Raw genomic sequence first — 24,186 nt, 5'->3', positions numbered from 1 at the left:
TTATGCACTGTAACAAACATATTCTATAAAGATTAAGCTGAACTCTTCGGGCAGCGTTTGTGGCTTCTTTCTACTGCGTTATAGCCTGCGCATTTAAAATCACTGCATCTAATAAACTCTGCCTTTATAAAATCGTCACAAATATCCGCACTATTCATCTTTAAAGTTCAATCGATTTTAAGCTTGCCTTACAGAATCGATTCTATTGTGCTAAATAGATGTCTTGGTTACTCAGTTAACGTTAACTAAGATAATTCACTCGACCGAAAGTTCACTCATTTACATGTAAATGAGTATTTATCAGCGCAAAAAACTTGAACTTACTTTTAAAACGAAGACACCAATCATATGTTAAAAATAAAACCAACCCAATATCGCTCAAAAAACAAACAAAAACTCAATTATCGAACTACTCTTTAGTTATTTAGCTAATCATCAGTAAGATTCTATGACTTTATTTTTGTCGATTAGCGCTTATAAACGACTTTTAATGATGAAAATAGATAAAAAACCACCAGTTTGCACATTAACTAGCCGAACGAGTAAAAACATTTAAAAACCACTTGCACGATAAAAACCATCACTATATTATGTGCGCACTCCAGACGAGACAGGCATTGATTACCAAGTTAATACCTAGTCTGCAGTAACTAACAGTTAGTTAGTTGCCCGAATAGCTCAGTCGGTAGAGCAGAGGATTGAAAATCCTCGTGTCCCTGGTTCGATTCCGGGTTCGGGCACCATATTTAGCCGGCATAGCTCAGTTGGTAGAGCAACTGACTTGTAATCAGTAGGTCCCGAGTTCGACTCTTGGTGCCGGCACCATAAAAACAAAAAAGCCACTCAATGAGTGGCTTTTTTGCATCTGCTATCTAGTAAAATCTAAACATCTCAATTCAGATATTGTATTTAGCCTCCCCAAACAAAACAGGCACTCAATTGAGTGCCTGTTTTGTTTGGGGAGGCCCGAAGATTATCTACCGAGTACTTCAACACGGGCTAAACGATTAACTTGGTTTAAAGAACCCAAATGACCATAAATTGGGCCTAGTAGACCGCGCTTTTTAAGCTCGATAAACTCTTCGTCGCTTAGTGCATTTAATTTAGCTTCATCAATAAGGTATAAACCATTGATATTACGCTTCTCACCCGCTACATCAACAGTGAGAGTCTGATTAATCAACAGCCCTTTTTCATCTAGAAACCCTAAAATACCGCGAGTAGCTTGATCTTGTTCATAGTGGCTAATCAAAGCATGCTTACGCGCTTCTAAAAATGGAGTTTCTTTACCATCTTCAAATAATGCTTGGCCGTCTGTTTTAGTCACTTCTTTGGCATCTTCGCGTATACCAATCCATACTTTATCTTTAACGTCTGGATTAACCACTAAACCAAGGGGATAGTCACGAACAACAGCTGGAATATACAAACCTTGCCACTTACCATCTTTCACACTTAGATTTTGACCTGGTTTTAGGCCTAACATCGCAACTGATTGAAATTCGTTAGTGTCACTGTTTTTAACAAATACGATTGGATACTCAGTGGCAGCACGGTTAATTTCATGCAAGGTAACCGGCACGATGTGCTGCTCCGCCACGTGAGAAAAATCACTTGGAGTCAGTTTTAAATCACCATGCTTGGTTTGTTCTAATAATGTAATCTGGTTAGGCATCTTGGCTCCTTGAAGCACTGATTATCTTTTATGGTATAAGTACAACATCATTGTCATACGTTGTGTTAACAAATAATTAATAACTGAAACTACCAAGTTAAATCTTAAATTCAAGTAGATTTAAGTTAAATTGCGTCAATAAACGTCAAATGACCAATTCTTGAGCAAAATAGGCTTTGTGTTTAACAAAGCCTATTCGTTTATATTGATAGTAGCTCAACTCTCTATGTGATTACTCGCCTAGTGTAACTTGAGCTTAGGGCGTTGCCAGCGCAGTAGCTTTTGGGCAATACGATATACAGAAGCCGAGAACCAGCCATACAAGCTGGCTAAATGACGCTGATACAGAGAGATGTACATCAAACGAGCAATGTGTCCTTCAACAAAAAAATCTCCTGAGCGAAGGCTTCCCATTAAGTTCCCAACCGCCGAAAAACGACTCAGTGATACTAGTGATCCATAGTCTTTATAAACGAAAGGCTTTTCTGGCTGCTGTTTCATCTTCAAACAAATATTGGCATAGAGACGATCTGCCATTTGAGCCGCTGCTTGGGCTCTTGGTGGTACCGGCTTACCTGATGGTAAGATTAATTGAGCACAGTCGCCTAAAGCATAAATATCATCAATGCCTTTTACACGCATGCAATCATCTACATCAATTTGATTACGTGGAGTGACGGGAAGTTGAGTGAAATTTTCAAATACTTTGGGACCTTTAACACCTGCCGCCCACACTTTGATATTGGCTTTTATCGTCTCGCCCGTCGCAGTAACAAAGCCTTCTTTGGTTACTTCTTTAACCTGCACACCTAAATGCAATTTAACCCCTAACTTAGACAGTACAGTTTGCGCTCTTGTACTGACTTGCTCTGGCAATTGAGGGAGTATTTTTGGGGATGCTTCTATTAAATTTATATCTAAATGATCTTTAGAGATGTTTTGATAACCGTACTCTCTTACTGATTCAATAACATGATGGAGCTCAGCGGCAAGCTCGACACCTGTAGCACCCGCACCAACAATGCCGATACCTAATTGATCTTGGGTTTCATTAAGCTGTAACAGTGCATCCATCAGCTTATGATGAAACAGATTAGCACTGTCTAGACTGTCTAAAAAAATACAGTGTTTTTCGGCTCCTGGTGTATTAAAGCTGTTTGATACGCCCCCTAAGGCTAGAACAAGAGTATCGTATTCAATATTGCGCGCGGCAATGATCATCTCGCCTTCATCGTTATACACAGGAGCAAGTTGAATTTTCTTAGTAGTCGGATCGCATTGCTCAATGGCACCTCGAATATACCGGTAACCATTCTTTAATCCGTGATCTCGATATTGTAGGCCTTCGATTGATTGATCAATTACACCAACAGCGACTTCATGTAATTTAGGTTTCCATATGTGGACGGTATTTTTATCAATCAAACTAATGTCGATTAACGGATTTTTACCAAATTTCCGGCCCAATTTTGAAGCCAATGCTAGCCCTGCAGCCCCACCACCCACGATAACAATTCGTTGCACCATACACTACCTCGGAATTACCTTATACCAACAACATAATCACACAATATTTACAGTTATAAAAAAAGGCCCTTATGGGCCTTATACTGCTTCTTCATTTTCTTCGCCAGTGCGAATACGAATCACGCGTTCGATATCAGTTACAAATATTTTACCGTCACCAATTTTACCTGTTCTGGCTATATCAACGATAACATCAATCGCACGTTCCAGAATGTCATCTTGGATCACTAATTCAATTTTTACCTTAGGTAAAAAATCAACCATATATTCTGCACCACGATAAAGCTCTGTGTGGCCTTTCTGACGCCCAAAGCCTTTAACCTCTGATACCGTCATACCCGTAATGCCAATTTCAGCAAGTGCCTCACGCACGTCATCAAGTTTAAACGGTTTAATAATCGCTTCGACTTTTTTCATTAAATACTCCAGGGCTTATTTATAAAATTCGCATTAAACAAGTAATAATTGAGCATAAATTATCGTTTCATACTTTTATGTAAATATATTACTAGAAAGTGTAGCAACTTACTGCTGCTATTTATGACTTTTTCAAAATAGTCCCTTTTGTGCACAATTGAAAACATCAACTACAATTGATTAAATAATACACAATTAGATTAACTGTATTTAATCAAGGATGATGTAATGAATAATGCTAAAGGCTTTAATCTTATCGAGTTAATGACTACCCTTTCAATTTTTAGCTTGCTAACGCTGATAGCCCTACCCTCAATGTTAGCGATAAACCAAAACGTACGAGCTAACAGCAATATTAGATTAATTCAAAATACTTTATCTTTTGCAAGAAATACTGCCATAAACTACGGCACAAGAGTAACAGTTTGCCCGATATCGTCAGGTAAATGCAATACAGATTGGTCTATTGGTTTAACGGTATTTATTGATTCTGGACAGAAAAATGTAATAGATGGAAATGATATTTTATTACGTGAAACGAATGAATTTAATGAAAATGATATAATACAGTACAACCGTAAATCGATAAGGTTCCAACCAGACGGGCTAGCATCAGGTACCAATGGTACACTCGTATACTGTCCTGATGACATTAACAATCAATACTCTAAAGCTGTAATAATCAATCAAGCGGGAAGAATACGCTTTTCTAAGAAAAAAAATATTGTATGCAAACCTGAATAACCAAGACTTAATTGATAAGTACATGATGCTAAGTAAAAAACATCAGGTATTTAACCTAATCCTTAGTTATACTTAGTGATGTTAAACTAACCAAGTATCGCTATAGGGTGAACAGTATGAAGCGTTTAGAAAATGGATTTACTCTTATAGAACTAATGGTAACCGTTACCATTGCGGTTGTACTCGTAACAGTGGCAATACCTTCGTTAAGTTCAGTATACGATAAAGTAAGATCATCTAATTCGATAGATTCAATCGAGAACTCGTTCACTTTCGCTCGCTCTCAAGCTGTCAGTTTAGGAGTTCGGGTTACAGTTTGTCCTTTATCTGGCTCTACATGTAACACTAATTGGATAAATGGATACAGTATTTTTATTGATAACGCCCCATTCGGATCAAAAGAGAGCACTGACACGGTATTAAAAGAAATTGGCGCGTTCAACACGAATGACTTTATAAAATCCAGTTTCTTGAGCTTCAGCTACACTCCCGATGGAATGTCGACTAACTCCGCAAGTAACACTATAAACTATTGCCCAACATCTAAAACAAGCAACGATTCAAAAGGTTTTTCTCTCAGTGTTTCAGGGAGGCTTCAAACCATAACAACCTCGGTAAATTGCTCATAAAACAGTGGAAGTAAAGCATATACTTTACTTCCATCTATCATTTCATATTATCATTGATTTTTGACTAATAATCACCAACAAGCTGCAGGCGTTTTAGCTCCTGTTGAGCTTAATGTAATAGAAGCACATGCAGTATCCCTTGTTGCCTGAACACCTATAGCTGTAGCAATAATAGAATAACCACCAACAGTTAAAGTAGTATCTATTTCAAAAAAGCCATTTTCAACTTTCCAAGGATCTGCATTTAATCCTAATTTAGTCATGTCATTAGTAAATACACGATGATCTATATAATATTGCTCTTGAAGATTAGCGACATGCATTGAACCCGCAAGCGCATCTGCTCGCGCACCTTTAGCCACAAACTGTGTGTAAGAAGGATATGCAATTGCAGCTAAAATACCAACTATTGCAACTGATATCATTAATTCAATAAGTGTAAAACCTTTTTTTGCTGAATGATTCATTATTGATTCTCATTAACATGATAATAAATTCGGTTAACACCTAGACCACCACCTATACATTTTTCATCACCTGCGGCACAGCCATCGTTTTTATATTCATCTTTTTTAATCATGTCATTGGCTGCATCACCAATCCCGATTAAATACATATAACTTTCGTTTGTTCCATTGTTAGGAATTACTAGCGTTGGCGTATCAGGAACTTGCTCACCGGTTTCAAAATAATCCTCCGTATGCACATAGGTACGAGTACCTTTATGTAAATCATAAGGATACAAACGGCCTTGACCTGGCACAATACAAGCGTTAGCTGTCGCGCCTGTTTCCGGTACGTATGAGGTAAAAAACACTTTTCCGTTTGCAATGGTTGAAGCTGATAACGATTTCTCACCCACAGATTTAAAATTATAGTACCAGCCCCGTTTTTCACCAAAAGCAAGATTTTCGGTATCTGTTACTGGTGAACTAGTGGTGACATCGTAAAGATTGCTTAACTGTAATGTTGTTGGTGCCGTATTACCTGCAGCACTACTAAATGATTTAGACACAATATTTCGGTCTTGTAATACAAAGAAACGGTCTTTTCTAACCTTATCTAACGGATGAGGTCTGTGTCCAGAACCAATCGTTACCGCATCATACGGCACGTTTTGATACTCATAAGTTGTCGTACCAGTTTGTGCACCTGTTGTATGAGTATATGCTTGTACATTGCTAAACGCAGTTTGAGCTATGACAGGTTCGGAGAAAAATCGTATATCAGTTTCAGTTGACCCCTTACTACCTAAGCTAGCAAATTTAAATGCACTCCAAGGACTTGATGAAGAAGTCGGTAAACTTGGCATATCAATTCGCCATACATTAGCGCCGGTATCTGTAGCATAAATACGGTCTGTCAACTGATCGCTATTGCTATCTAATACTGCAACTGAGTTAGGTATGCTATCAGCTAAACCTGACATTACCGTATTAGTTCCAGATGCACCAAAGCTATGAACCCTGACGCCCGTGTCTGCATCGATAATATATAATCCTGCACCAGAGCCAACACCACTATCAATTGCACCAACACCTGGACCATCTTTTGTTGTCGGATTATATCCAGCGCCCACAATCAAAACTGGTTTTGCGCTGTTTGCAGTTACAGCTCCTGACGGCCAACCTGGCACTTTTGTTACCACAGGTTTAGACCAAGATTGCCCCATTAATGGGAAGTCTGCACTTTGTGATATCCATTTCAAAATTGGAGCATCGGGAGCAGAAATATCAAGTGCATAATAAGATGAGCCACCACGTCTCATACCAAAAAACAACCAAGCTTTTGTTATCAACCCGCTAGAGTTTCTCTCAATATACGGTACAGGCGTACCATCAAAACCATAAATGGAATGGACACCCGTTTTTGGGTTATCTCTTAATCCTTTGATATTTTTTAAAAGCTCTGTGGGTAAGAATGCCCAAGACTCAACAACACTATCACTTTTACCATCAGCACTTTCTATGTCTTTAAACATATGCAAATAGCCATGATTTGTTCCAACAATTACTCTATTATTGGGGGATAAAACCGTACCAAAATTAATCACTAAAGGCCTAGAGTGTAAAGGGTCTCCCATAATATCATGGCGAATATAAGGTGCGGTTGTGTCATTAGGGTCTATTTTCTCTTGATCAATGTTTACCCCTTTGGCCCAATCCAACGTGCTTTCAATATTGCCATCTGTGACACCCATTAGTGTTGCAAGTTTAGTATCTGTGTTTACAGCACTGTTTAGTTGGATGTTACTTTTTGATAATGGGACTAAAGCACCTGTAGAACCGATATTAGTCAATACCTTACGTGTTGATACAGAAGAATTATAAGTCGATCTTAACTTGGCAGCGACACCACCAACTGACGCATCGGCAGCATTATATGTTGTTGCAGAACATACTGTTGGGTCTGTCCAAAGTGAACAAGCTGTCTTAGATATAGCACCTGTATCATCAATAGCTCTTGCACCATTTCGATCAACTATCGAGCCATCAGCCTCTACCTTAAATTTTTTAATATTACCAGACCATCGAGGCCCAGTTGTGGGTAGAAACATGGCAAAATATGCTGCATTACCCGTTTGAGTTTTATCTAAAACAACCGATGGCGATGAGAAACTAGCACTGTCCTCTTGAATCGCAGCAAGAGCAGAAAGAAGGGAAACTTGTAATGCTGCAGCCGAGTTAGCTTCATAAAATTTCCCTCCGCCTAACAATGCCGTTTTTTCAAGCAGCGGTTTCGCTTCAGTGGCTCCCTCACTAAACCCAATGGTATAAGTCGTTACAGTTTGATCACCTGATATATTAGGATTAACGTCATTTCTATACATCCACCCAGCCAAAGCTGGCAATAAGTTCGTTGTGGTACGTCTATTCCAAACAACATCTATACCATCGGTCACTTTGATCCCAGGCAGTAAACCAATGTCCGAATCAGCAGCCACATCATTATTGGGTATACCATCAGTTACATAAATAATAGAAGCTTTAGACTGACATTTTTTATCGACAAACGGCGAGATATATTTAGTGTTGTTATTATTTTCAATACTGGTATCAAAGGTTGGATTACCCGTTGAGCCACCGGTTTGTCGACTAAACTTTATATTTTTTCCATAAAGGTAACTATAGGCTTCAAATAAAGTTTCACACAGCGGTGTGTAATTACCGTTGATTGATATTGAATCTTTTACTTTATCGATTAAACTATTCTTATTTGCAATAGTTCCTGCCTTGATACCAGAAATAATGCGGCCTCCGTTTTTACTATTATCACTATTTTTATTAAAAATAGCTAAACCAAAATCTACTCCTGGCGTATTGACTATCATTTCTTCAATAACGCGCTTCGCCACATCCATTCGAGTATAAGATAAACGATTACTCACACCATTCGGCTTACTCGTATCGTGATACCAATCAATATAGTCTTTGGTGTAAATATATATGGGTTTGCCTAAACCTAACTCGGTTAATTTAGCTTTTTCAATGTCGGTATCATATGGCGATGTTAAACCATCGACAGGAAAACCATTGGAATAAGAGGATGCATTACTATTATTGTTTTCTGCAATATCCTCATAACAATCAATTGCTGTCATTCCGGTTCCATCGGTCAACGGAAATAAACTCCATTTCGAGCTATTATATTGACGAAAATACCCTGTATAAACCCCATAATCGGCTAAAAAACCTTTCGAAGAAGCACATCCATTCTTAGAGTATTCAAAATATTGAGTGCTCGAAGCTAAAGGCACATCAGCTGCATTGTAGGAGTAATAAATCTTTGTATTGTTCTTGATATTACCTTGGGCGTGAAATCGAGGAGCTGTAAAGTCGTTATCACCCATACTCCCAGAAGTATCTAAAATAACCAGTACTTGGGGGTTGTCTTGGCTTCTAATAGATGCCTCCAAAACATACAACTCAGTGTCGTCTGCCAAACTGTTAGCAGAGGCGCCAATAAAAGCAAATCCAATTGCGAAACATATATGCTTAATTAACATAATTAACTCCCTGCGAGCACTTCTTGCTCAATACCTGATGTAACTGTTAGTTGGCCTAAACCACTGCGGCCAAAAGTTGCTGAACTGGATATTTCTAAACGACGGCAATTAACTAAATTAGCAGCGGTCGCTTTTTCTGAGCGCTGACAATTAACTTCAATACCTGGATTGCTTATTGGTAAGGCTGTTATCACTTGTGTCCCCGTTAATTCAGCACTATTTGTAAAAACTGTATCCGTTGCAAACTTTTTCGCCACGCTTTGTGAAATAACTAGATCCAACGCACCGTTAGCTTGTGACATAGCCGCTAAACGATCTGTTCCAGCACCCGCCATTCGTAGTGATTGAGTCGAATTAACAGCCAATGCGACGCCTATAATGGTCATTAATACCAAAACAATTAGTGAAAAAAACAACACTATTCCATGTTGCTTCTTTAAAGATCTAATCATTATATTTACCTTTCAGGTGAGTAAAATTAACTATTTATTAAAACTGGGTTTTCCAATACTACTGTCGTTGACATAACTTTTCGACGATAATGGTCATTCAAGGGTCCTATGGTTTTATCACCTAATTTGTAGATTATTTTATTATCATAGCTTTTATCTTCTTGGCTTGTTCGAACCATTACAAACAGTTTTAATGCAACTAACCTTTGGAAACCCTGGTTATCCCACATAAACGTACTTACAGCACTAGCGGGTATAAATCGATCCGGAGATGAATCACCATTATTATCGAAACCATAAAGAATTCTTATATTCTCGATACCTTCAACTAATTGATCTTCATTATTCATTCCATTTGTAATCGTCAGTGTTTTTCGTCTTAAAACAGGGATCGAACCATCGTTTTTGATGAAATAAACATGATGCTGATATTCCCACAGCCTACTGTTTAACATATTGGGTACAGCACCATTGCCGTCAAAAAAATTAATTGCGTTTGATGTCACAGCCGCATAATATCGGGTAGCTTGTCTATTTGCTGCAAGCACTGAAGGGCCAACAAGTCTTTTTATTTGAATAACATCTGTATTATCTTGAGGGGTAAAAGAACTGCCACAACTCAGCGCTGGACCTGAAGCTATTTTCTCATATCCCCATAATCGTCTGAAATGTGCAGGGACGTTTAGTGGAAACGTTGAATTATTTAACCCTGCACCGATACAATCATTAGTTATAGCGGTTGCACTAACTGCTGCGTTCACGTTAAAGATCAAATCAGTTCCCGTGATGTCTCCCATAAAACCGAGTTGGCTAATATCTTTTTCCATTAACACAAGCGCAATACGACCGTTTTCTTGAAGTTCACTAAACTGGCTCGTTGTTGTAACATTACTCGAAGACATATTAAACATGGTAAAAAGACCAGCAGTTAAAAATAAACTGATCAGCATGGCTACCATCAACTCGACCAGTGACATACCGCTATGTTTATAAATATTTAATTGCATTTAATCACCTAAATTATAGCCGTTTTTACTTCGAACACTCGACGTTTTTTATCACTTGTTCCACAACTAATCGCTTCAGAACTATGTCCTGTGCTATCGGTAGACATATCTCTAATCCCTTTCCATGTGAAGACAACAATAACTTCTCTAGGTTTTACAAAAATACAAGCGACGGGAGTGTCTAAACCGCCAACATTTACACCTGAATATTTCTCATATGAACCAATAAATTCTGTTTGCCAATCATACACATCCCATACTTTCAATTCTGCTGGTGAACATAAACTAGCGCCAGTACAGAGTTTAGAAGGCACTGTTAATGATGTACCAGAATAACTGATGCCACTTGCTGTACCATAGGAACTTAACTGACTTCGATTCAATCGCATTCGGTTAATAATGTCATTAGCATAATACGAGGCTTGAGTTTGCTGAAAAGACTCAAAACTGCCTTGCTTTGATATAATATGAAGATTAAAAATGCCAATAAGGCCTATCACCAGAATAACCAGTGAGACCATAACTTCAATCAAGGAAAATCCATTCCTTTTAGGTGACATAAGCGTCAAACCCCCTGCAAAGATCAATATTAGAGAATACGACCTTAAATTTTGTTACGCCAAGCTAGTATTACTTAATATATAGATGATAGCTGAGTTAAATGTAATCAGATAGTATCAATTTTGTATATTAAGCATGATTAATAGCTCAAAACAATTTATCGGTATTATACTCGGTTTATTTTTCAAGTACAAAAAACCCGCAACCTAAATTAAGTTGCGGGTTAATATCTTTAACATATTGAAATAAAACAAATAACTAACGTGATTGTGAACGTAACAATTAACGTAATTCAGCTGGAACTGCAAATACAGTGTCTTCTTTACGGCCTTCAACTTCAGTAATAATACTCGGTGCAAGTTTAGCTATCGCGTTAACAACTTGTTGCACTAACACCTCAGGCGCTGAAGCACCAGCAGTTACTGCTACTTTTTTCACACCATCAAACCACACAGCCTCAACGTCAGCAGCGGTATCAACGAGATAAGATTGCGTACCTGTTTTTTCAGCCAGCTCACGTAATCGATTTGAGTTAGAGCTATTTTTAGAACCGACAACAATCAATAAATCGACTTCGGAAGACATACTACGTACAGCATCTTGTCGATTTTGCGTCGCGTAGCAAATATCATCTTTACGCGGCCCCTCAATTGAAGGAAAGCGCTTTTGCAATGCAGTAATAATATCTAAGGTGTCATCAACAGAAAGTGTTGTTTGAGTGACAAAGCATAAGTTGTCTGGGTTATTGACCTGAAGATTATTAACATCCTCTGGAGACTCAATAAGATAAACACCACCTTTAGGATTATCATATTGTCCCATGGTGCCTTCAACTTCTGGATGGCCTTCATGACCAATCAAAATGCACTCAATACCTTTACGACTTGCACGAGTCACTTGTAAATGTACTTTTGTCACTAAAGGACATGTCGCATCGAAGACTTTTAAACCACGATTTTTAGCTTCTTTACGCACAGCTTGTGATACACCGTGAGCACTAAAAATAACAATACTGTTGTCTGGTACTTGGTCAAGTTCATCAATAAAAAGAGCACCACGCTGTTTTAGGTTTTCAACCACATATCGGTTATGTACCACTTCATGGCGTACATAAATTGGTGGTTCAAATAACTCTAAAGCACGCTCAACAATACTGATAGCACGGTCAACACCGGCACAAAAACCACGAGGGTTGGCCAATAAAATACTCAGTTCTGGAGACGTCGGATCAACTTTTAGCATGTGATACCTTTTTTACTCAGCTATGACACTAATAACTTCAAGTTCAAACGTAAGCGTGCGTCCTGCGAGTGGATGGTTTAAGTCGACGGTAATTGAATCACCAGCAGTATCGCGAACGATACCCGGTATTTCACTGCCACCAGGACCCGCAAAACTCACAATAACACCGTCTTCAAGCTTCATATCTGCAGGAAATCGACTTCTGTCCATATAGTGAATCGCATCAGGGTTTGACTCACCAAAAGCGTCTTTTGCCGCTAAGGTAAATGTGTGCTTATCACCTTCTTTCAAGTCTTTCAGTTCGTCTTCAAAAGCCGGACTTAGGCTACCGTCACCAATATTTAAACGTGAAGGCTTGCCAGATGATTTTGTACTGTCGGCTGTGGACCCGTCTTCCAGTACAATATTCATATGACATATTAATGAATGACTGTCTTGCTTATTTAAATCTGTCACAGTTAATCTTGCTCCTTCGATGGCTTTGCGTCGGGTCTAAATGATTCCCAAATGATCAGTACCGCACCAATAAAGATGCCTGCATCGGCAATATTAAATGCAGGGTAATGGCTGGTATTCCAGTAAAAATCGACAAAATCAATTACAAAACCATGCATTAAACGATCAACCAAATTACCTAATGCGCCGCCAATAACTAAGGTAAAGGCTAAATTACTGCGCCATAACGAATAAGATTGTTTACGCAACCATATTGTTAACAAGGTACTAAAACCGACCGCAATAATGGTAAACAACCAACGTTGCCACCCACCAGCTTCACTTAAAAAACTGAATGCTGCACCGTAATTTCGCACGTAAGTGAAATTAAAAAACGGCAAAAGCTGTATAGACTCATACAATTCAAAATTGCTCAGGACCCATTGTTTAGATAGCTGATCGGCTAAAAACACCAATGCAGCTACCCAATACCAACGCAAGCCACTGTCTTTCCAAGTTAATGGCACAGTACTCATTATCAATGTTTCCTTAAGCGAATTCGCGTTTCTCGCCTTCACCTTCAATATTGGTCACACAGCGTTGACACAATGTTGGGTGAGCTTCAATGGTGCCAACCTCTTCACGATAGTGCCAGCAACGCTCACACTTCTCGGCGCTACTTTTGGCTACCACTAGTTTAAGCGAACTTAGTTCAGTTTCGATGGCATCACTACCCGCTTGTGACATATCCGCAACAGCTGCTTTAGAGGTAATAAGGATAAATCGTAACTCATCACCCACTTTAGCTAACTCAGCCGCTAAATCGGCATCAGCGAATAATGTCACTTCAGCTTCTAATGAACCACCAATACGTTTATCACGACGCGCTTGTTCGAGTACTTTATTAACTTCATTACGGACAGTTAATAGTTTTTCCCAATAATCATCGCTTAAATCACTTTCAAGAGTGACGGCTTCTAAGCCTTGATACCATTCTTGGGTAAACACATACTTTTCACGTTTACCTGGTAATAATTGCCACACTTCATCAGCGGTAAAGCTTAAAATTGGCGTCATCCACCGAACCATTGCCTCGGCAATATGATAAAGCGCAGATTGACAGCTACGACGTGCATGCCCTTCTTGCTTAGCGGTGTACTGGCGATCTTTAATAATATCAAGATAGAAACTGCCTAGCTCTACAGAACAAAACTGCATCAGTTTTTGAGTCACTAAATGGAAGTTGTATTGATCATACGCTTCGATGATTTCTTGTTGCAGTACTGCTGCACGGCGAACAACCCAACGATCTAACGCGACCATGTCTTCAGATGCGATCATGTCCGTTTCTGGGTTAAAGCCATTCAAGTTAGCAAGCAAGAAACGGGCAGTATTACGAATACGACGATATGCATCAGCACTACGATTTAAAATCTCGTCAGATACCGTCATTTCGCCACTATAATCAGTTGCAGCAACCCACAGGCGTAAAATATCAGCACCTAGCTTATTGATTACTTGTAATGGAGCTATCACGTTACCAACAGATTTTGACATCTTACGGCCTTTACCATCAACGGTAAAACCATGAGTCAACACTTGCTTATAAGGTGCTTTACCATTCATAGCGGTTGAGATCATCAATGATGACATAAACCAACCACGATGCTGATCGCTTCCTTCTAGATACAAGTCAATGTCATGCCCATGAAACTCTGGACGCGCTGCGACAACAGATGAGAATGATGAACCTGAGTCAAACCATACATCCAATGTATCAGTCACTTTGCGGTATTGATCTGCCTCATCACCTAACAATTCACTGGCATCTAAATCCCACCAAGCTTGAATGCCTTGTTGTTCAATGCGATGCGCTACACGTTCCATTAATGAAACACTGTCTGGATGTAATTCATCCGTTTCACGATGTACAAACAACGTAATAGGCACGCCCCAAGTACGCTGACGTGAAATACACCAGTCTGGACGGTTTTCTACCATTTTTTCAATACGGCTTTGGCCCCAATCAGGGATCCACTTCGTTTGTTCAATTTCTTTTAACGCTTGTGAACGCAAACCATGATTATCCATAGAGATAAACCATTGTGGCGTGGCACGGAAAATAATTGGTGTTTTGTGGCGCCAGCAATGTGGATAGCTATGGCGTATAGCAACATGCAGAAGTAATGCGCCCTTTTCTTCTAACAGCGCAACCACATTGGCGTTGGCTTTAAATACATGCTGACCAGCAAAAAACTCAGTGTCTGGCTTATAAACACCATTGTCGCCAACAGGGTTAGCGACTTCCAAACCGTATTTTTGGCCGACAATAAAATCGTCCTGACCGTGGCCTGGTGCTGTATGTACAATACCGGTACCTGCGTCAGTAGTAACGTGATCGGCTAAAATAGCAGGCACGTCAAACGCATAAAATGGGTGATTAAAACGCATTAACTCAAGTTCTGCGCCTTTTACTTCACCTAAAATAGTGTGTGACTCTGCACTGTAACGCTCAAGACATGACTCAACCAGAACTTGAGCTAATATCAAGGTAGTCGTTTCACCATTCTTAACAAATTCAACCAGGCTGTAATCTAACTCAGGGCTTAACGCTAATGCACGATTTGCAGGAATCGTCCATGGGGTCGTGGTCCAAATTGCCATTGCTACTGGTTTAGCATAATTTTCTACGCCAAATTTAGCTGCAACGGCTTGGCTATCAACCGCCACAAAAGCGACATCGATGGCTGGAGATGTTTTATCTTCGTATTCCACTTCAGCTTCAGCAAGTGCTGAACCACAGTCGGTACACCAATGCACAGGTTTAACACCTTTGTGTAAATGACCGCTTTCAATTACTTTTGCCAATGAACGGACAATATTCGCTTCGGTTGAAAAGTCCATGGTTAGGTAAGGGTTTTGCCAATCACCTAATACACCTAAACGAATGAAGTCATCACGTTGGCCATCAACTTGGATAGCGGCATATTTACGACATTCTTCACGAAACTCTGCCGCAGAAATTTTGACACCTGGCTTACCGACTTTTTGCTCAACTTTAAGCTCAATCGGTAATCCATGACAATCCCAGCCTGGAATATAAGGCGCGTCAAAACCTGACATGGTTTTAGACTTAATAATGATGTCTTTAAGGATTTTGTTTACCGAGTGACCAATATGAATGCTGCCATTGGCGTATGGAGGGCCATCATGAAGAATGAAAGGTTTACGGCCAGCACGGCTATCACGGATCTGTTGATACAGTCCGTCTTGCGTCCAGCTATTTAACATTTCTGGCTCGCGATTTGCCAAATTACCGCGCATCGGAAACTCTGTTTCCGGCAAGTTCAAAGTAAATTTATAGTCGCTCATTGATCCCATACCATTATTTAAAGCTGATTCATTTCAGCTAGCATCGTTGCTAAATAAAGCGCGAGCTTCATTTGCATCATTTAAAATCTGTTTTTTTAGCGCGTCCAATGACTCAAAAGGTTGTTCATCACGGATCTTTGCTACTAATTCTACTTCCACTCGTTTGCCGTATAAATCACCGCTAAAATCAAACAAATGGACTTCTAATCTGCAAGTTTGACCATTTACAGTGGGTCTAAAACCCACATTAGCCACACCGTCATAAATATCGCTGCCATCCCAGTACAAACGAACCGCAAACACCCCTCTTACAGGTACTACGTGTCGTTTTAAGGCAATATTTGCTGTTGGAAAACCAATTGTACGGCCTAATTTTTGCCCGTGTGCAACCTTACCACTTAAAATGAAAGGATGACCCAATAACCGCCTTGCTTGCTCTAAGTGCCCTAACGCTAGTTGTTCTCTCACTGCAGTAGAGCTTACTCGCAACGAACCAACAACAAAGCTTTGTGTACTGACCACAGTAAAGCCAAATTCTTTACCCGCAGCAACGAGCATATCGAAGTTGCCTAAGCGACCTTTACCAAAACAAAAATCATCTCCAACAACGAGATATTTAACCCCGAGTTTTTTAACCAGTAACTCTTCAATAAACGCTTCAGCAGGTTGACTAGCAAAGGCTTCAGTAAAATTGATACAAAGTAGCTGATCAATTTTAAGCTCATCTAACAATCTAATTTTATCACGTAGAAGACTCAAACGTGCCGGCGCATCTGTACCACGAAAACGTTCTTGCGGTTGCGGTTCAAAGGTCATTAACATTGCAGGCAGTTGAAAATGATGCGCTTTATTAACCAAGCTGCTGATCACCTGTGCATGGCCACGATGGACACCATCAAAATTCCCAATGGTCAAAACGCAACCATGATGAGAAGGTAAAATATTGTGTATACCGCGGATTAATTCCATTACGCTCAATACTGCCTATTGCAAATCGGCAGATTATATACCCAAACCAATGTCAGATGCGAGTTTCAACCTCAGATTATTACAGCGAATTTTGGATAATCAGCCGATATGCCTAAGTCTCTCACGTAGGATAAATTATCCCTGACGTTTAATTTTCCAAGGCCGTACACCCAATGCGAGTAAACTCAACAAATAAATAACCGCGCCACCAACAATGAGCTCAATCAACATAAACATCCGTTCAAAGGTGTGCCATTCGAGCCATGTACTTTGTTGCGGCATAAAATAAACAATGCCAATGGCCATTAAGGCTGTAGAAATAATCACTTTAAACGAGAAAAATAACGTTTGTCGGCTCATTTGATAAACGCCCGCTTTATGCAAACCTCGATATAACAAACCCGCATTTAATAGCGCAGACATTGAGGTCGCAATGGCTAAGCCCACATAACCAAATGGAATGGCAAAAATAAGGTTAAACACCATATTACTAACCATGGCAATAATGCCATATTTAACCGGAGTTTTAGTGTCTTGACGCGAATAATATCCTGGAGCTAACACTTTAATCATCATGAAACTTAACAAACCACAGCCATAAGCAACCAAGCTATACGAAGCCATTTCAACGTCATTTAGGCTAAATGCACCACGCATAAACAACACCATCAGCATTGGTTTAGCAAGAATAATCAGTCCTAACATAGCCGGTGTGCCTAAGAGTAAAATGGCTTTTACTCCCCAATCCATCGTTTGGTTAAAGCCACTGCCTTGGGCATTAACATGTTTTTGCGATAATGCAGGCAAAATCACTGTCGCGATGGCAATACCAAATAATCCTAAAGGGAACTCCAATAGGCGGTCTGCGTAATACAACCAACTAATCGATCCGGTCATCAGGAAACTGGCTATAAAAGTGTCGAACAATAAATTAATTTGCGACACAGACACACCAAATAAAGCTGGGATCATCAAGGTTCTAATTTTTACCACACCAGGGTGATGCCATCCCCACGTAGGCATAACAAGTGCTTTCTCACGAATTAAGAAAGGTATTTGGAATAAAAACTGAATCAATCCACCAACAAATACCCCCCAAGCCAAACCAATTTCAGGGTTTTCTAATGTGTGCGCATACCATAAAGCCACGGCAATAATCGCCACATTCAAAAATACTGGCGTAAAGGCTGAAACTGCAAAGCGTCCACGAGTATTAAGGATTGATCCTGCTAGGGCTGTGAAGGTGATAAACCATAAGTACGGAAAGGTAATTTTTAACATGACAGAAGCCAGTTCAAATTTTTCTGCATTAGGCCCGTCATTTAACCAATCGACAAACCAGCCACCACCAAAAAGAGCAGCTAATACTGGAGAACCAACAACACCAACCAAAGTAACAATTGTCACTAGTACACCTAAGGTACCAGCGACTTTACTTAATAACTCGCGTGTATCTTCTGGGGTCATTTTTTCCTGGTACTCGGTCAGTACCGGCACAAATGCCTGCGCAAAAGCCCCTTCGGCAAATAAACGCCTTAAAAAATTAGGTATCTTATTTGCAAAAAAGAACACGTCAGCACTACTGCCTGCTCCCATTAGGTTCGCAATCACTACATCTCGAACTAAACCTAATACTCGTGAAATCAGCGTCATAACGCTGACAATCAAGCCTGATTTAAATAATTTTTTGCTCAAACAGCCCCCCAGGCACAAACACACTTCAACGAAAATTAATGGGATATATTAATAAATATTCTATTATGGCCCTGTCACACAGACCAAAGAGCTGGTAGAATTGCGCCACATATTACACGAGTGGGTTGAAGTTAGGCATGTTAGGTTGGATTAATTTATCTTTATGATGATTATTCAACTGTAGTCGTTGACAAGACGACAAAAAGCAGGCATATTCCTCGGCCTTTAAAAGTATCAAATCCAGTTTTTAGGAGTTGCACCTTGGCTAATAGCAAGTCTGCAAAGAAGCGCGCGCTTCAGTCTGAAAAGCGTCGTCAGCATAATGCTAGTCGTCGCTCTATGTTACGTACATACGTTAAAAAAGTCATCGCTGCTATCAAAAGTGGTGACCATAAAGCGGCTACAGAAGCGTTCGCTATTGCACAACCAATTGTTGACCGTATGGCGACTAAAGGTCTTATTCATAAGAATAAAGCCGGTCGTCAGAAGGCTCGCTTAAATGCAAAAATCAAAGCTATCGCAGCTTAAGTTTTTGTAGATTAAGATTCAAAAAACCGGCTTAGGCCGGTTTTTTTATTACTAAATTTTACCTATCTATCTTTTTCATCTGCAACTTCCCCTATCTCAGCTCAACTCAACTCAACTCAACTCAACAGATTAGTATCAATATAATAATGTCAAAATTATTAATGATCTGACCCTGAAAAATAGTCTGATTAAAAGCAAGTTGCGCTTGAGAGCTGTTTTAACGGTTAATTTAATACTATTAATATTGGCGACTAACTAAGCCTGTAGAAAGACAGTATGAAAGCTTTCACTCATTTCAACGGGAGAACGATCAATTTTATGAAAGTTGAAAGTTGAAAGTTGATTGTTGGTGGTTTTGAAAATATTGATACATTGCAGGTTTGTGGTTTGAAGTGTCTTAATTGCGGCCAGTAAGCGGCATATGGCGTGTATATAATTTACAGAACTAAACGTCTTAACTTAAGACATCATCAATGAGATGCATCAGTTAAGACGTTTGTGGAGTCAATTTAATAACAATACATATTATTTAATACTTGAATTAACTCTTTTACCTCATTACTTTTTAATGAATAAAAAACGGTTTGTGCTTCTTTTCTAGTACAGACTAAATTGTCTTTACGAAGCCATGCCAAATGTTGAGATAATGCCGATTGACTCAACCCCAACTTCTTATTCATTTCACCAACACACATTTCACCTTCATTAAGAAGATGACACAAAATAAACAATCTACGTTCATTTGCTAATGCTTTTAGCAATACGACCGCATGATCTGCTTGCTGCTGCATTTTTTCTATATTCATCACGCGCTCTTCTCCTCATCTAACCCCGCTCTAATATAGCGTTCCCTTACAAATAGAGTCGGGACATAAAGCACACTTTTTGGTAGATTGTTGTAAAAAATGAGACTTAGCTAAAATAATCAAAGGAAACTCATGAAAAACTATCAAAGAGCCACTCTCGTCGGTGCCATTTTTGCAGCACTTATTGGCTGTCAAACAACGTCACCAACTAAAGCCACTGCACCACAATTAGTGATTAATGATTCTGATGATGCAAAAATCAGTCAACAATTAGCTAAACAAGCTTTATCGTCTCGCTTAAGTTATGACATAGTCGAATCACTCACCGTTGAAGTTGGACCAAGATTAGCTGGCACGGATAAAGATATAGTTGCGGTTGATTGGGCAATGGAAAAATTGTGGCTGCTCGGATTTGATAAAGTGTACAAGGAGTCTGTTCAAGTTCCTGCATGGTCAAGAGGTAGCGCCCACGCAAGTATCGTGGCGCCTTATGATCAGCCATTAGTCGTTACCGCCTTAGGTGGAAGCGTGGCAACACCGGTTAACGGTATTCAAGCATTAATTGTACGCTTTGACAGCTTAGAAGAGTTATCTAATGCATCACCTGGACGCATCGAAGGCAAAATTGTATTCATCGACCACAAAACTGAACGCCATATTACAGGTAAAGGTTATGGCGAAGCTGTAGGTGGTCGCTCTCAAGGAGCTATAGTTGCTGCACAAAAAGGAGCGGTTGCCATCGTTATCCGCTCTATTGGGACGGATCATGACAGAATGGCCCATACTGGTATGATGCGATATGAAGAAGGAACGCCTAAAATTCCTGCGGCAGCAATGTCGAATCCAGATGCCGATTTAATTAATGCGATGTTAAAGCGCGATCCAAACATCACACTATCATTAAATTTGACCTCAGAAAATCTAGGGATAGCCACATCTTATAATGTCATTGCAGAAGTCACAGGTAGCAGTAAGCCTGACGAAATCGTCCTTATTGGTGCTCATCTTGATTCGTGGGATGAAGGTACAGGTGCGATTGATGATGGCGCTGGTGTGGCGATTGTCACCACCGCTGCTAAACTTATCCAAGACTTACCACAAAAGCCAGCACGCACTATTCGAGTGGTATTATACGCTGCAGAAGAAGTCGGTTTAGTTGGCGGTAAAGCCTATGCGGCACAACATGCTGATGAATTAGATAAACACTATATTGCCGCAGAATCTGATTTTGGTGCAGGACCCGTATATAAAATTGATTTTAACGTTAATGCCGCGACATTTGAGCAGGTCAAACAAGAACATTCAGCTATGAGCTTAAACGGCGTTGAGCTAGGCAATAATGAAGCGTCTGGTGGCCCAGATGTTTCAATTCTACCAGCATTAGGCGTTCCAGTTGCGTCGTTAAATCAAGATGGTTCAGATTATTTTGATTATCACCACACTCCTAACGACACCTTGGATAAAATTGATCCCAAGAAACTAGCGCAAAGTGCCGCTGCTTATGCACAATTTGCTTATATGATGGCGCAATCAGAAATCGATTTAAGGCCTGTTACTCAGCAAAAAGAACAACACTAATCGGTTTATCTCAATCGAGCTTAACACTCAGACATTAAAAAGCCCTTATTCAAGGGCTTTTTATCAAGCTGGTTTTATTATTTCAGAGAGCGTTATTTTTGTTCGTCTCGTAAAAACACTGGCGCTGTAGGGGTCGATTGCACTTCGTTATAATAATAACCTTCAAGATCAAACTCGGTTAATTGTTCAACACTAGTAGGTTTAGTATCCACAATGTAACGAGCCATCAATCCGCGCGCTTTTTTAGCATAAAAGCTAATCACTTTAAATTGACCTTTTTTACAGTCTTTAAATACTGGTGTAATCAACTGTCCTTCAAGCTGCTTAACGTTGACCGATTTAAAGTATTCATTCGACGCTAAATTGACAATGATATCGTCACCCTGCTCTTTCAAGGCCTTATTCACTTCAGCAGTGATAGTCTCGCCCCAAAAAGCATATAAATTGCTACCCTGTGAGTTTGTTAGTTTGGTACCCATTTCTAACCGGTACGGTTGAATTAAATCCAACGGTTTAAGTAAACCATACAAACCAGACAAAATACGCAGATGCTTTTGACTAGAAGCTATTTGTGACTCAGATAAATGATCGGCATCAAAACCGGTGTAGACATCACCTCGAAATGCGAATATAGCTTGTTTAGCATTATCAAGGCTAAACGGTGGCTGCCAGTCAGCAAAACGAGCAGCATTAAGCCCGGCAATTTTATCGCTTACTTTCATTAAACTGGCAATATCCATTGGTGTTAATTCACGGCATACATCAATCAATGCTTGGCTTTGTTTAAGTAAACACGGCTGAGAATGGGTGTTAGTTATAGGTGGATTTTCGAAATCTAATGTTTTCGCGGGTGAAACTAAAACCAGCATAAGTACGCTCCAAGTAAAATCATAATGTCATCATACTGAACTGATAAAAAAAAACCATGCTGCTGTAGCATGGTTTTTTCGATTACCCTAATAGGTAAATGCTATTTTTTTACAGGCTCTGCTGAGTTAGGCCAAATTTTTTCTTCTAATTGATCGGCTAACTCCGGAAACTTACTAGTATCAAATACCGGATCAATACCAGCGTCTATCTGTTCACGGTAGTCATTGATCACTCTAACCGCCAAACCAGACAACAAGACTAATGCCACTAAGTTAACAATGGCCATTAGCCCCATCGACACATCTGCTAAATCCCAAACCAAACTAATTTTAGCGAGAGAACCAAACATAACCATACCTAAAACCACTAAACGAAATAAAGGTAAGGCTTTTTTACTATTGCCAGACAAGAACATTACATTGGTTTCTGCATAAGAATAGTTGGCAATAATAGACGTAAAGCAGAAGAGTAAAATGGCAAAAGCAATAAATGCTCCACCCCAATCACCCACATGACTGGTTAATGCACTAATGGTTTTGGCAATACCATCCGAGCTAGAAGCTGCATCTCCAGATAATAAAATAATCGCTGCGGTTGCGGTACAAATAACAATGGTATCAACAAACACGCCCATCATTTGCACAAAACCTTGCGATGCTGGATGGTTAGGATTTGGAGATGCACTTGCAGCAACATTTGCGGCACTCCCCATACCCGCTTCGTTTGAAAATAATCCTCGGGCAATACCAGCTTGCATTGCTTGCGAAACACTAAATGCAACACCACCAGCAGCAGCTTCTTGCCAACCAAATGCACTATTGATAACCAACATGAATATGTCGGGTAATTTTTCAATGTTCATACCCACAACGACAAAAGCAATGGCAATATAAGCAATAGCCATCACGGGCACAATTAACTCAGACGCTTTAGCAACCTTTTTAAGGCCTCCAACGATCACAAAGGCACTGCAAATAACAATACCAATTCCAATATAGACAGGCTCAAAACCAAACACCTGAGTCATAGCACCAGTTATGGTGTTAGCCTGGACTGCATTAAACACTAAACCAAAGGCTATAATTAAAAATATCGAGAACAGCACACCCATCCAGCGTTGACCAAGACCTTTCTCCATATAATAAGCAGGCCCGCCACGGTACTGACCATCACCATCTTTCACTTTATAAACTTGGGCAAGGGTCGACTCAATCATTGCGGTAGCCATACCAAGTACCGCAATAGCCCACATCCAGAACACGGCACCTGGTCCTGCGGTACCAATTGCAACAGCCACACCAGCCATGTTACCAGCACCTACACGTGCTGCCATACTGGTACAAAAAACCTGAAATGATGATAAGCCATGCTTACCTGGACGACGGCTAATAGCCAATACTTTAATGCCATGAACAAAATGAGTGGCTTGAATAAAACCGAGACGAATGGTGAAAAATAACCCAGCGCCTACTAGTCCATAAACTAATAGCTTGCCCCAAAGTAGGCTATTCATAAAATTAATAATCGTTTCTAACATTGCCATATTGTCTAATCTTCCCCGTTATAAGGTTATTTTTTTGTATCAGGCTATTGCGCTGAATGTTAAAGCACATAATGGACAGACCTGGCACTTCATATGCAAGCTGCTATGTGTCAAACGGTAAAACAAATAA

At 39.8% G+C, this 24,186-nt stretch carries 21 protein-coding genes and 2 tRNA genes; 6 read left to right on the top strand and 17 right to left on the bottom strand.

The window, feature by feature from the left end; all coding sequences use genetic code 11:
• The first annotated feature begins 667 nt into the window (after window positions 1-667).
• Both CXF88_RS08030 and CXF88_RS08025 read left to right on the top strand, forming a co-directional pair.
• Window positions 668-743: transfer RNA gene (locus CXF88_RS08030), tRNA-Phe, on the top strand.
• 6 nt (window positions 744-749) lie between these two features.
• A tRNA-Thr gene (locus CXF88_RS08025) sits at window positions 750-825 on the top strand.
• Window positions 826-973: 148 nt separating this feature from the next.
• On the opposite strand, the gene CXF88_RS08020 is transcribed toward CXF88_RS08025, so the two are convergent.
• The 3 genes from CXF88_RS08020 to glnB all read right to left on the bottom strand — a co-directional run bounded on the left by CXF88_RS08020 (window position 974) and on the right by glnB (window position 3,619).
• Window positions 974-1,675, bottom strand: a complete 702-nt coding sequence (locus CXF88_RS08020; RefSeq protein ID WP_101086392.1) for a SapC family protein — start codon at window positions 1,673-1,675, stop codon at window positions 974-976.
• Between the two features lie 240 nt (window positions 1,676-1,915).
• Window positions 1,916-3,202 (bottom strand): NAD(P)/FAD-dependent oxidoreductase, encoded by a 1,287-nt coding sequence (locus tag CXF88_RS08015; RefSeq protein WP_101086391.1) that lies wholly within the window; start codon window positions 3,200-3,202, stop codon window positions 1,916-1,918.
• Window positions 3,203-3,280: 78 nt separating this feature from the next.
• Window positions 3,281-3,619 carry a nitrogen regulatory protein P-II gene (gene glnB / locus CXF88_RS08010; RefSeq protein WP_101086390.1) on the bottom strand — a complete coding sequence of 113 codons (339 nt, stop codon included), beginning with the start codon at window positions 3,617-3,619 and terminating at the stop codon, window positions 3,281-3,283.
• Between the two features lie 228 nt (window positions 3,620-3,847).
• Here glnB and CXF88_RS08005 point away from each other — a divergent pair, with 228 nt between their 5' ends.
• Both CXF88_RS08005 and CXF88_RS08000 read left to right on the top strand, forming a co-directional pair.
• Window positions 3,848-4,363 (top strand): GspH/FimT family pseudopilin, encoded by a 516-nt coding sequence (locus CXF88_RS08005; protein ID WP_101086389.1) that lies wholly within the window; start codon window positions 3,848-3,850, stop codon window positions 4,361-4,363.
• 116 nt (window positions 4,364-4,479) lie between these two features.
• Entirely contained in the window at window positions 4,480-4,992 is a 513-nt protein-coding gene (locus CXF88_RS08000; protein WP_101086388.1) for a GspH/FimT family pseudopilin, read from the top strand.
• A gap of 71 nt (window positions 4,993-5,063) precedes the next feature.
• Here the strand turns inward: CXF88_RS08000 and CXF88_RS07995 are convergent, their stop codons facing one another.
• The 11 genes from CXF88_RS07995 to murJ form a co-directional block, all read right to left on the bottom strand.
• Complete coding sequence (locus CXF88_RS07995) at window positions 5,064-5,459, bottom strand: type IV pilin protein (RefSeq protein WP_101086387.1); 396 nt, start codon at window positions 5,457-5,459, stop codon at window positions 5,064-5,066.
• Complete coding sequence (locus tag CXF88_RS07990; RefSeq protein ID WP_101086386.1) at window positions 5,459-8,998, bottom strand: PilC/PilY family type IV pilus protein; 3,540 nt, start codon at window positions 8,996-8,998, stop codon at window positions 5,459-5,461. Before CXF88_RS07990 ends, CXF88_RS07995 begins: the two co-directional genes overlap by 1 nt.
• 2 nt (window positions 8,999-9,000) lie before the next feature.
• Window positions 9,001-9,450, bottom strand: coding sequence for a PilX N-terminal domain-containing pilus assembly protein (locus CXF88_RS07985; protein WP_101086385.1), 450 nt, complete (start codon window positions 9,448-9,450; stop codon window positions 9,001-9,003).
• Window positions 9,451-9,476: 26 nt separating this feature from the next.
• A complete protein-coding gene (locus CXF88_RS07980; protein ID WP_101086384.1) occupies window positions 9,477-10,457 on the bottom strand; it encodes a PilW family protein in 981 nt (326 codons plus the stop codon).
• Between the two features lie 8 nt (window positions 10,458-10,465).
• Window positions 10,466-11,017 (bottom strand): type IV pilus modification protein PilV, encoded by a 552-nt coding sequence (pilV, locus tag CXF88_RS07975; RefSeq protein WP_101086383.1) that lies wholly within the window; start codon window positions 11,015-11,017, stop codon window positions 10,466-10,468.
• Window positions 11,018-11,300: 283 nt separating this feature from the next.
• Window positions 11,301-12,230 (bottom strand): 4-hydroxy-3-methylbut-2-enyl diphosphate reductase, encoded by a 930-nt coding sequence (ispH, locus tag CXF88_RS07970; RefSeq protein ID WP_182744784.1) that lies wholly within the window; start codon window positions 12,228-12,230, stop codon window positions 11,301-11,303.
• Between the two features lie 42 nt (window positions 12,231-12,272).
• Window positions 12,273-12,716 (bottom strand): FKBP-type peptidyl-prolyl cis-trans isomerase, encoded by a 444-nt coding sequence (fkpB, locus tag CXF88_RS07965; RefSeq protein WP_101086381.1) that lies wholly within the window; start codon window positions 12,714-12,716, stop codon window positions 12,273-12,275.
• Window positions 12,717-12,718: 2 nt separating this feature from the next.
• A complete protein-coding gene (gene lspA, locus CXF88_RS07960) occupies window positions 12,719-13,222 on the bottom strand; it encodes a signal peptidase II (RefSeq protein ID WP_041413659.1) in 504 nt (167 codons plus the stop codon).
• Between the two features lie 22 nt (window positions 13,223-13,244).
• Window positions 13,245-16,067, bottom strand: coding sequence for an isoleucine--tRNA ligase (gene ileS / locus CXF88_RS07955; protein WP_101086380.1), 2,823 nt, complete (start codon window positions 16,065-16,067; stop codon window positions 13,245-13,247).
• A gap of 33 nt (window positions 16,068-16,100) precedes the next feature.
• Window positions 16,101-17,036 carry a bifunctional riboflavin kinase/FAD synthetase gene (gene ribF / locus CXF88_RS07950; protein WP_101086379.1) on the bottom strand — a complete coding sequence of 312 codons (936 nt, stop codon included), beginning with the start codon at window positions 17,034-17,036 and terminating at the stop codon, window positions 16,101-16,103.
• Between the two features lie 135 nt (window positions 17,037-17,171).
• The gene (gene murJ / locus CXF88_RS07945; RefSeq protein WP_101086378.1) at window positions 17,172-18,731 is read right to left on the bottom strand and encodes a murein biosynthesis integral membrane protein MurJ; all 1,560 of its coding nucleotides are present in this window, start codon (window positions 18,729-18,731) and stop codon (window positions 17,172-17,174) included.
• 261 nt (window positions 18,732-18,992) lie between these two features.
• Between murJ and rpsT the strand changes: the two genes are divergently transcribed.
• The gene (gene rpsT / locus CXF88_RS07940; RefSeq protein ID WP_059744082.1) at window positions 18,993-19,259 is read left to right on the top strand and encodes a 30S ribosomal protein S20; all 267 of its coding nucleotides are present in this window, start codon (window positions 18,993-18,995) and stop codon (window positions 19,257-19,259) included.
• A 509-nt stretch (window positions 19,260-19,768) separates the two neighbouring features.
• Here rpsT and CXF88_RS07935 read toward each other — a convergent pair.
• Window positions 19,769-20,065 carry a metalloregulator ArsR/SmtB family transcription factor gene (locus tag CXF88_RS07935; protein ID WP_011638342.1) on the bottom strand — a complete coding sequence of 99 codons (297 nt, stop codon included), beginning with the start codon at window positions 20,063-20,065 and terminating at the stop codon, window positions 19,769-19,771.
• Window positions 20,066-20,197: 132 nt separating this feature from the next.
• Between CXF88_RS07935 and CXF88_RS07930 the strand changes: the two genes are divergently transcribed.
• The gene (locus tag CXF88_RS07930) at window positions 20,198-21,643 is read left to right on the top strand and encodes a M20/M25/M40 family metallo-hydrolase (protein WP_101086377.1); all 1,446 of its coding nucleotides are present in this window, start codon (window positions 20,198-20,200) and stop codon (window positions 21,641-21,643) included.
• Between the two features lie 92 nt (window positions 21,644-21,735).
• Here CXF88_RS07930 and yaaA read toward each other — a convergent pair whose 3' ends face one another.
• Complete coding sequence (gene yaaA, locus CXF88_RS07925; RefSeq protein ID WP_101086376.1) at window positions 21,736-22,512, bottom strand: peroxide stress protein YaaA; 777 nt, start codon at window positions 22,510-22,512, stop codon at window positions 21,736-21,738.
• Between the two features lie 101 nt (window positions 22,513-22,613).
• Complete coding sequence (locus CXF88_RS07920; protein ID WP_101087192.1) at window positions 22,614-24,050, bottom strand: alanine/glycine:cation symporter family protein; 1,437 nt, start codon at window positions 24,048-24,050, stop codon at window positions 22,614-22,616.
• Window positions 24,051-24,186 lie beyond the last annotated feature (136 nt).

Origin of the sequence: Shewanella sp. ALD9 (assembly GCF_002836315.1) — a bacterium.
In the GTDB taxonomy this organism is placed as follows: domain Bacteria; phylum Pseudomonadota; class Gammaproteobacteria; order Enterobacterales; family Shewanellaceae; genus Shewanella.
The sequence above is the reverse complement of the archived record's forward strand: the minus strand, read 5'-3'. Positions and strand labels throughout refer to the sequence as shown.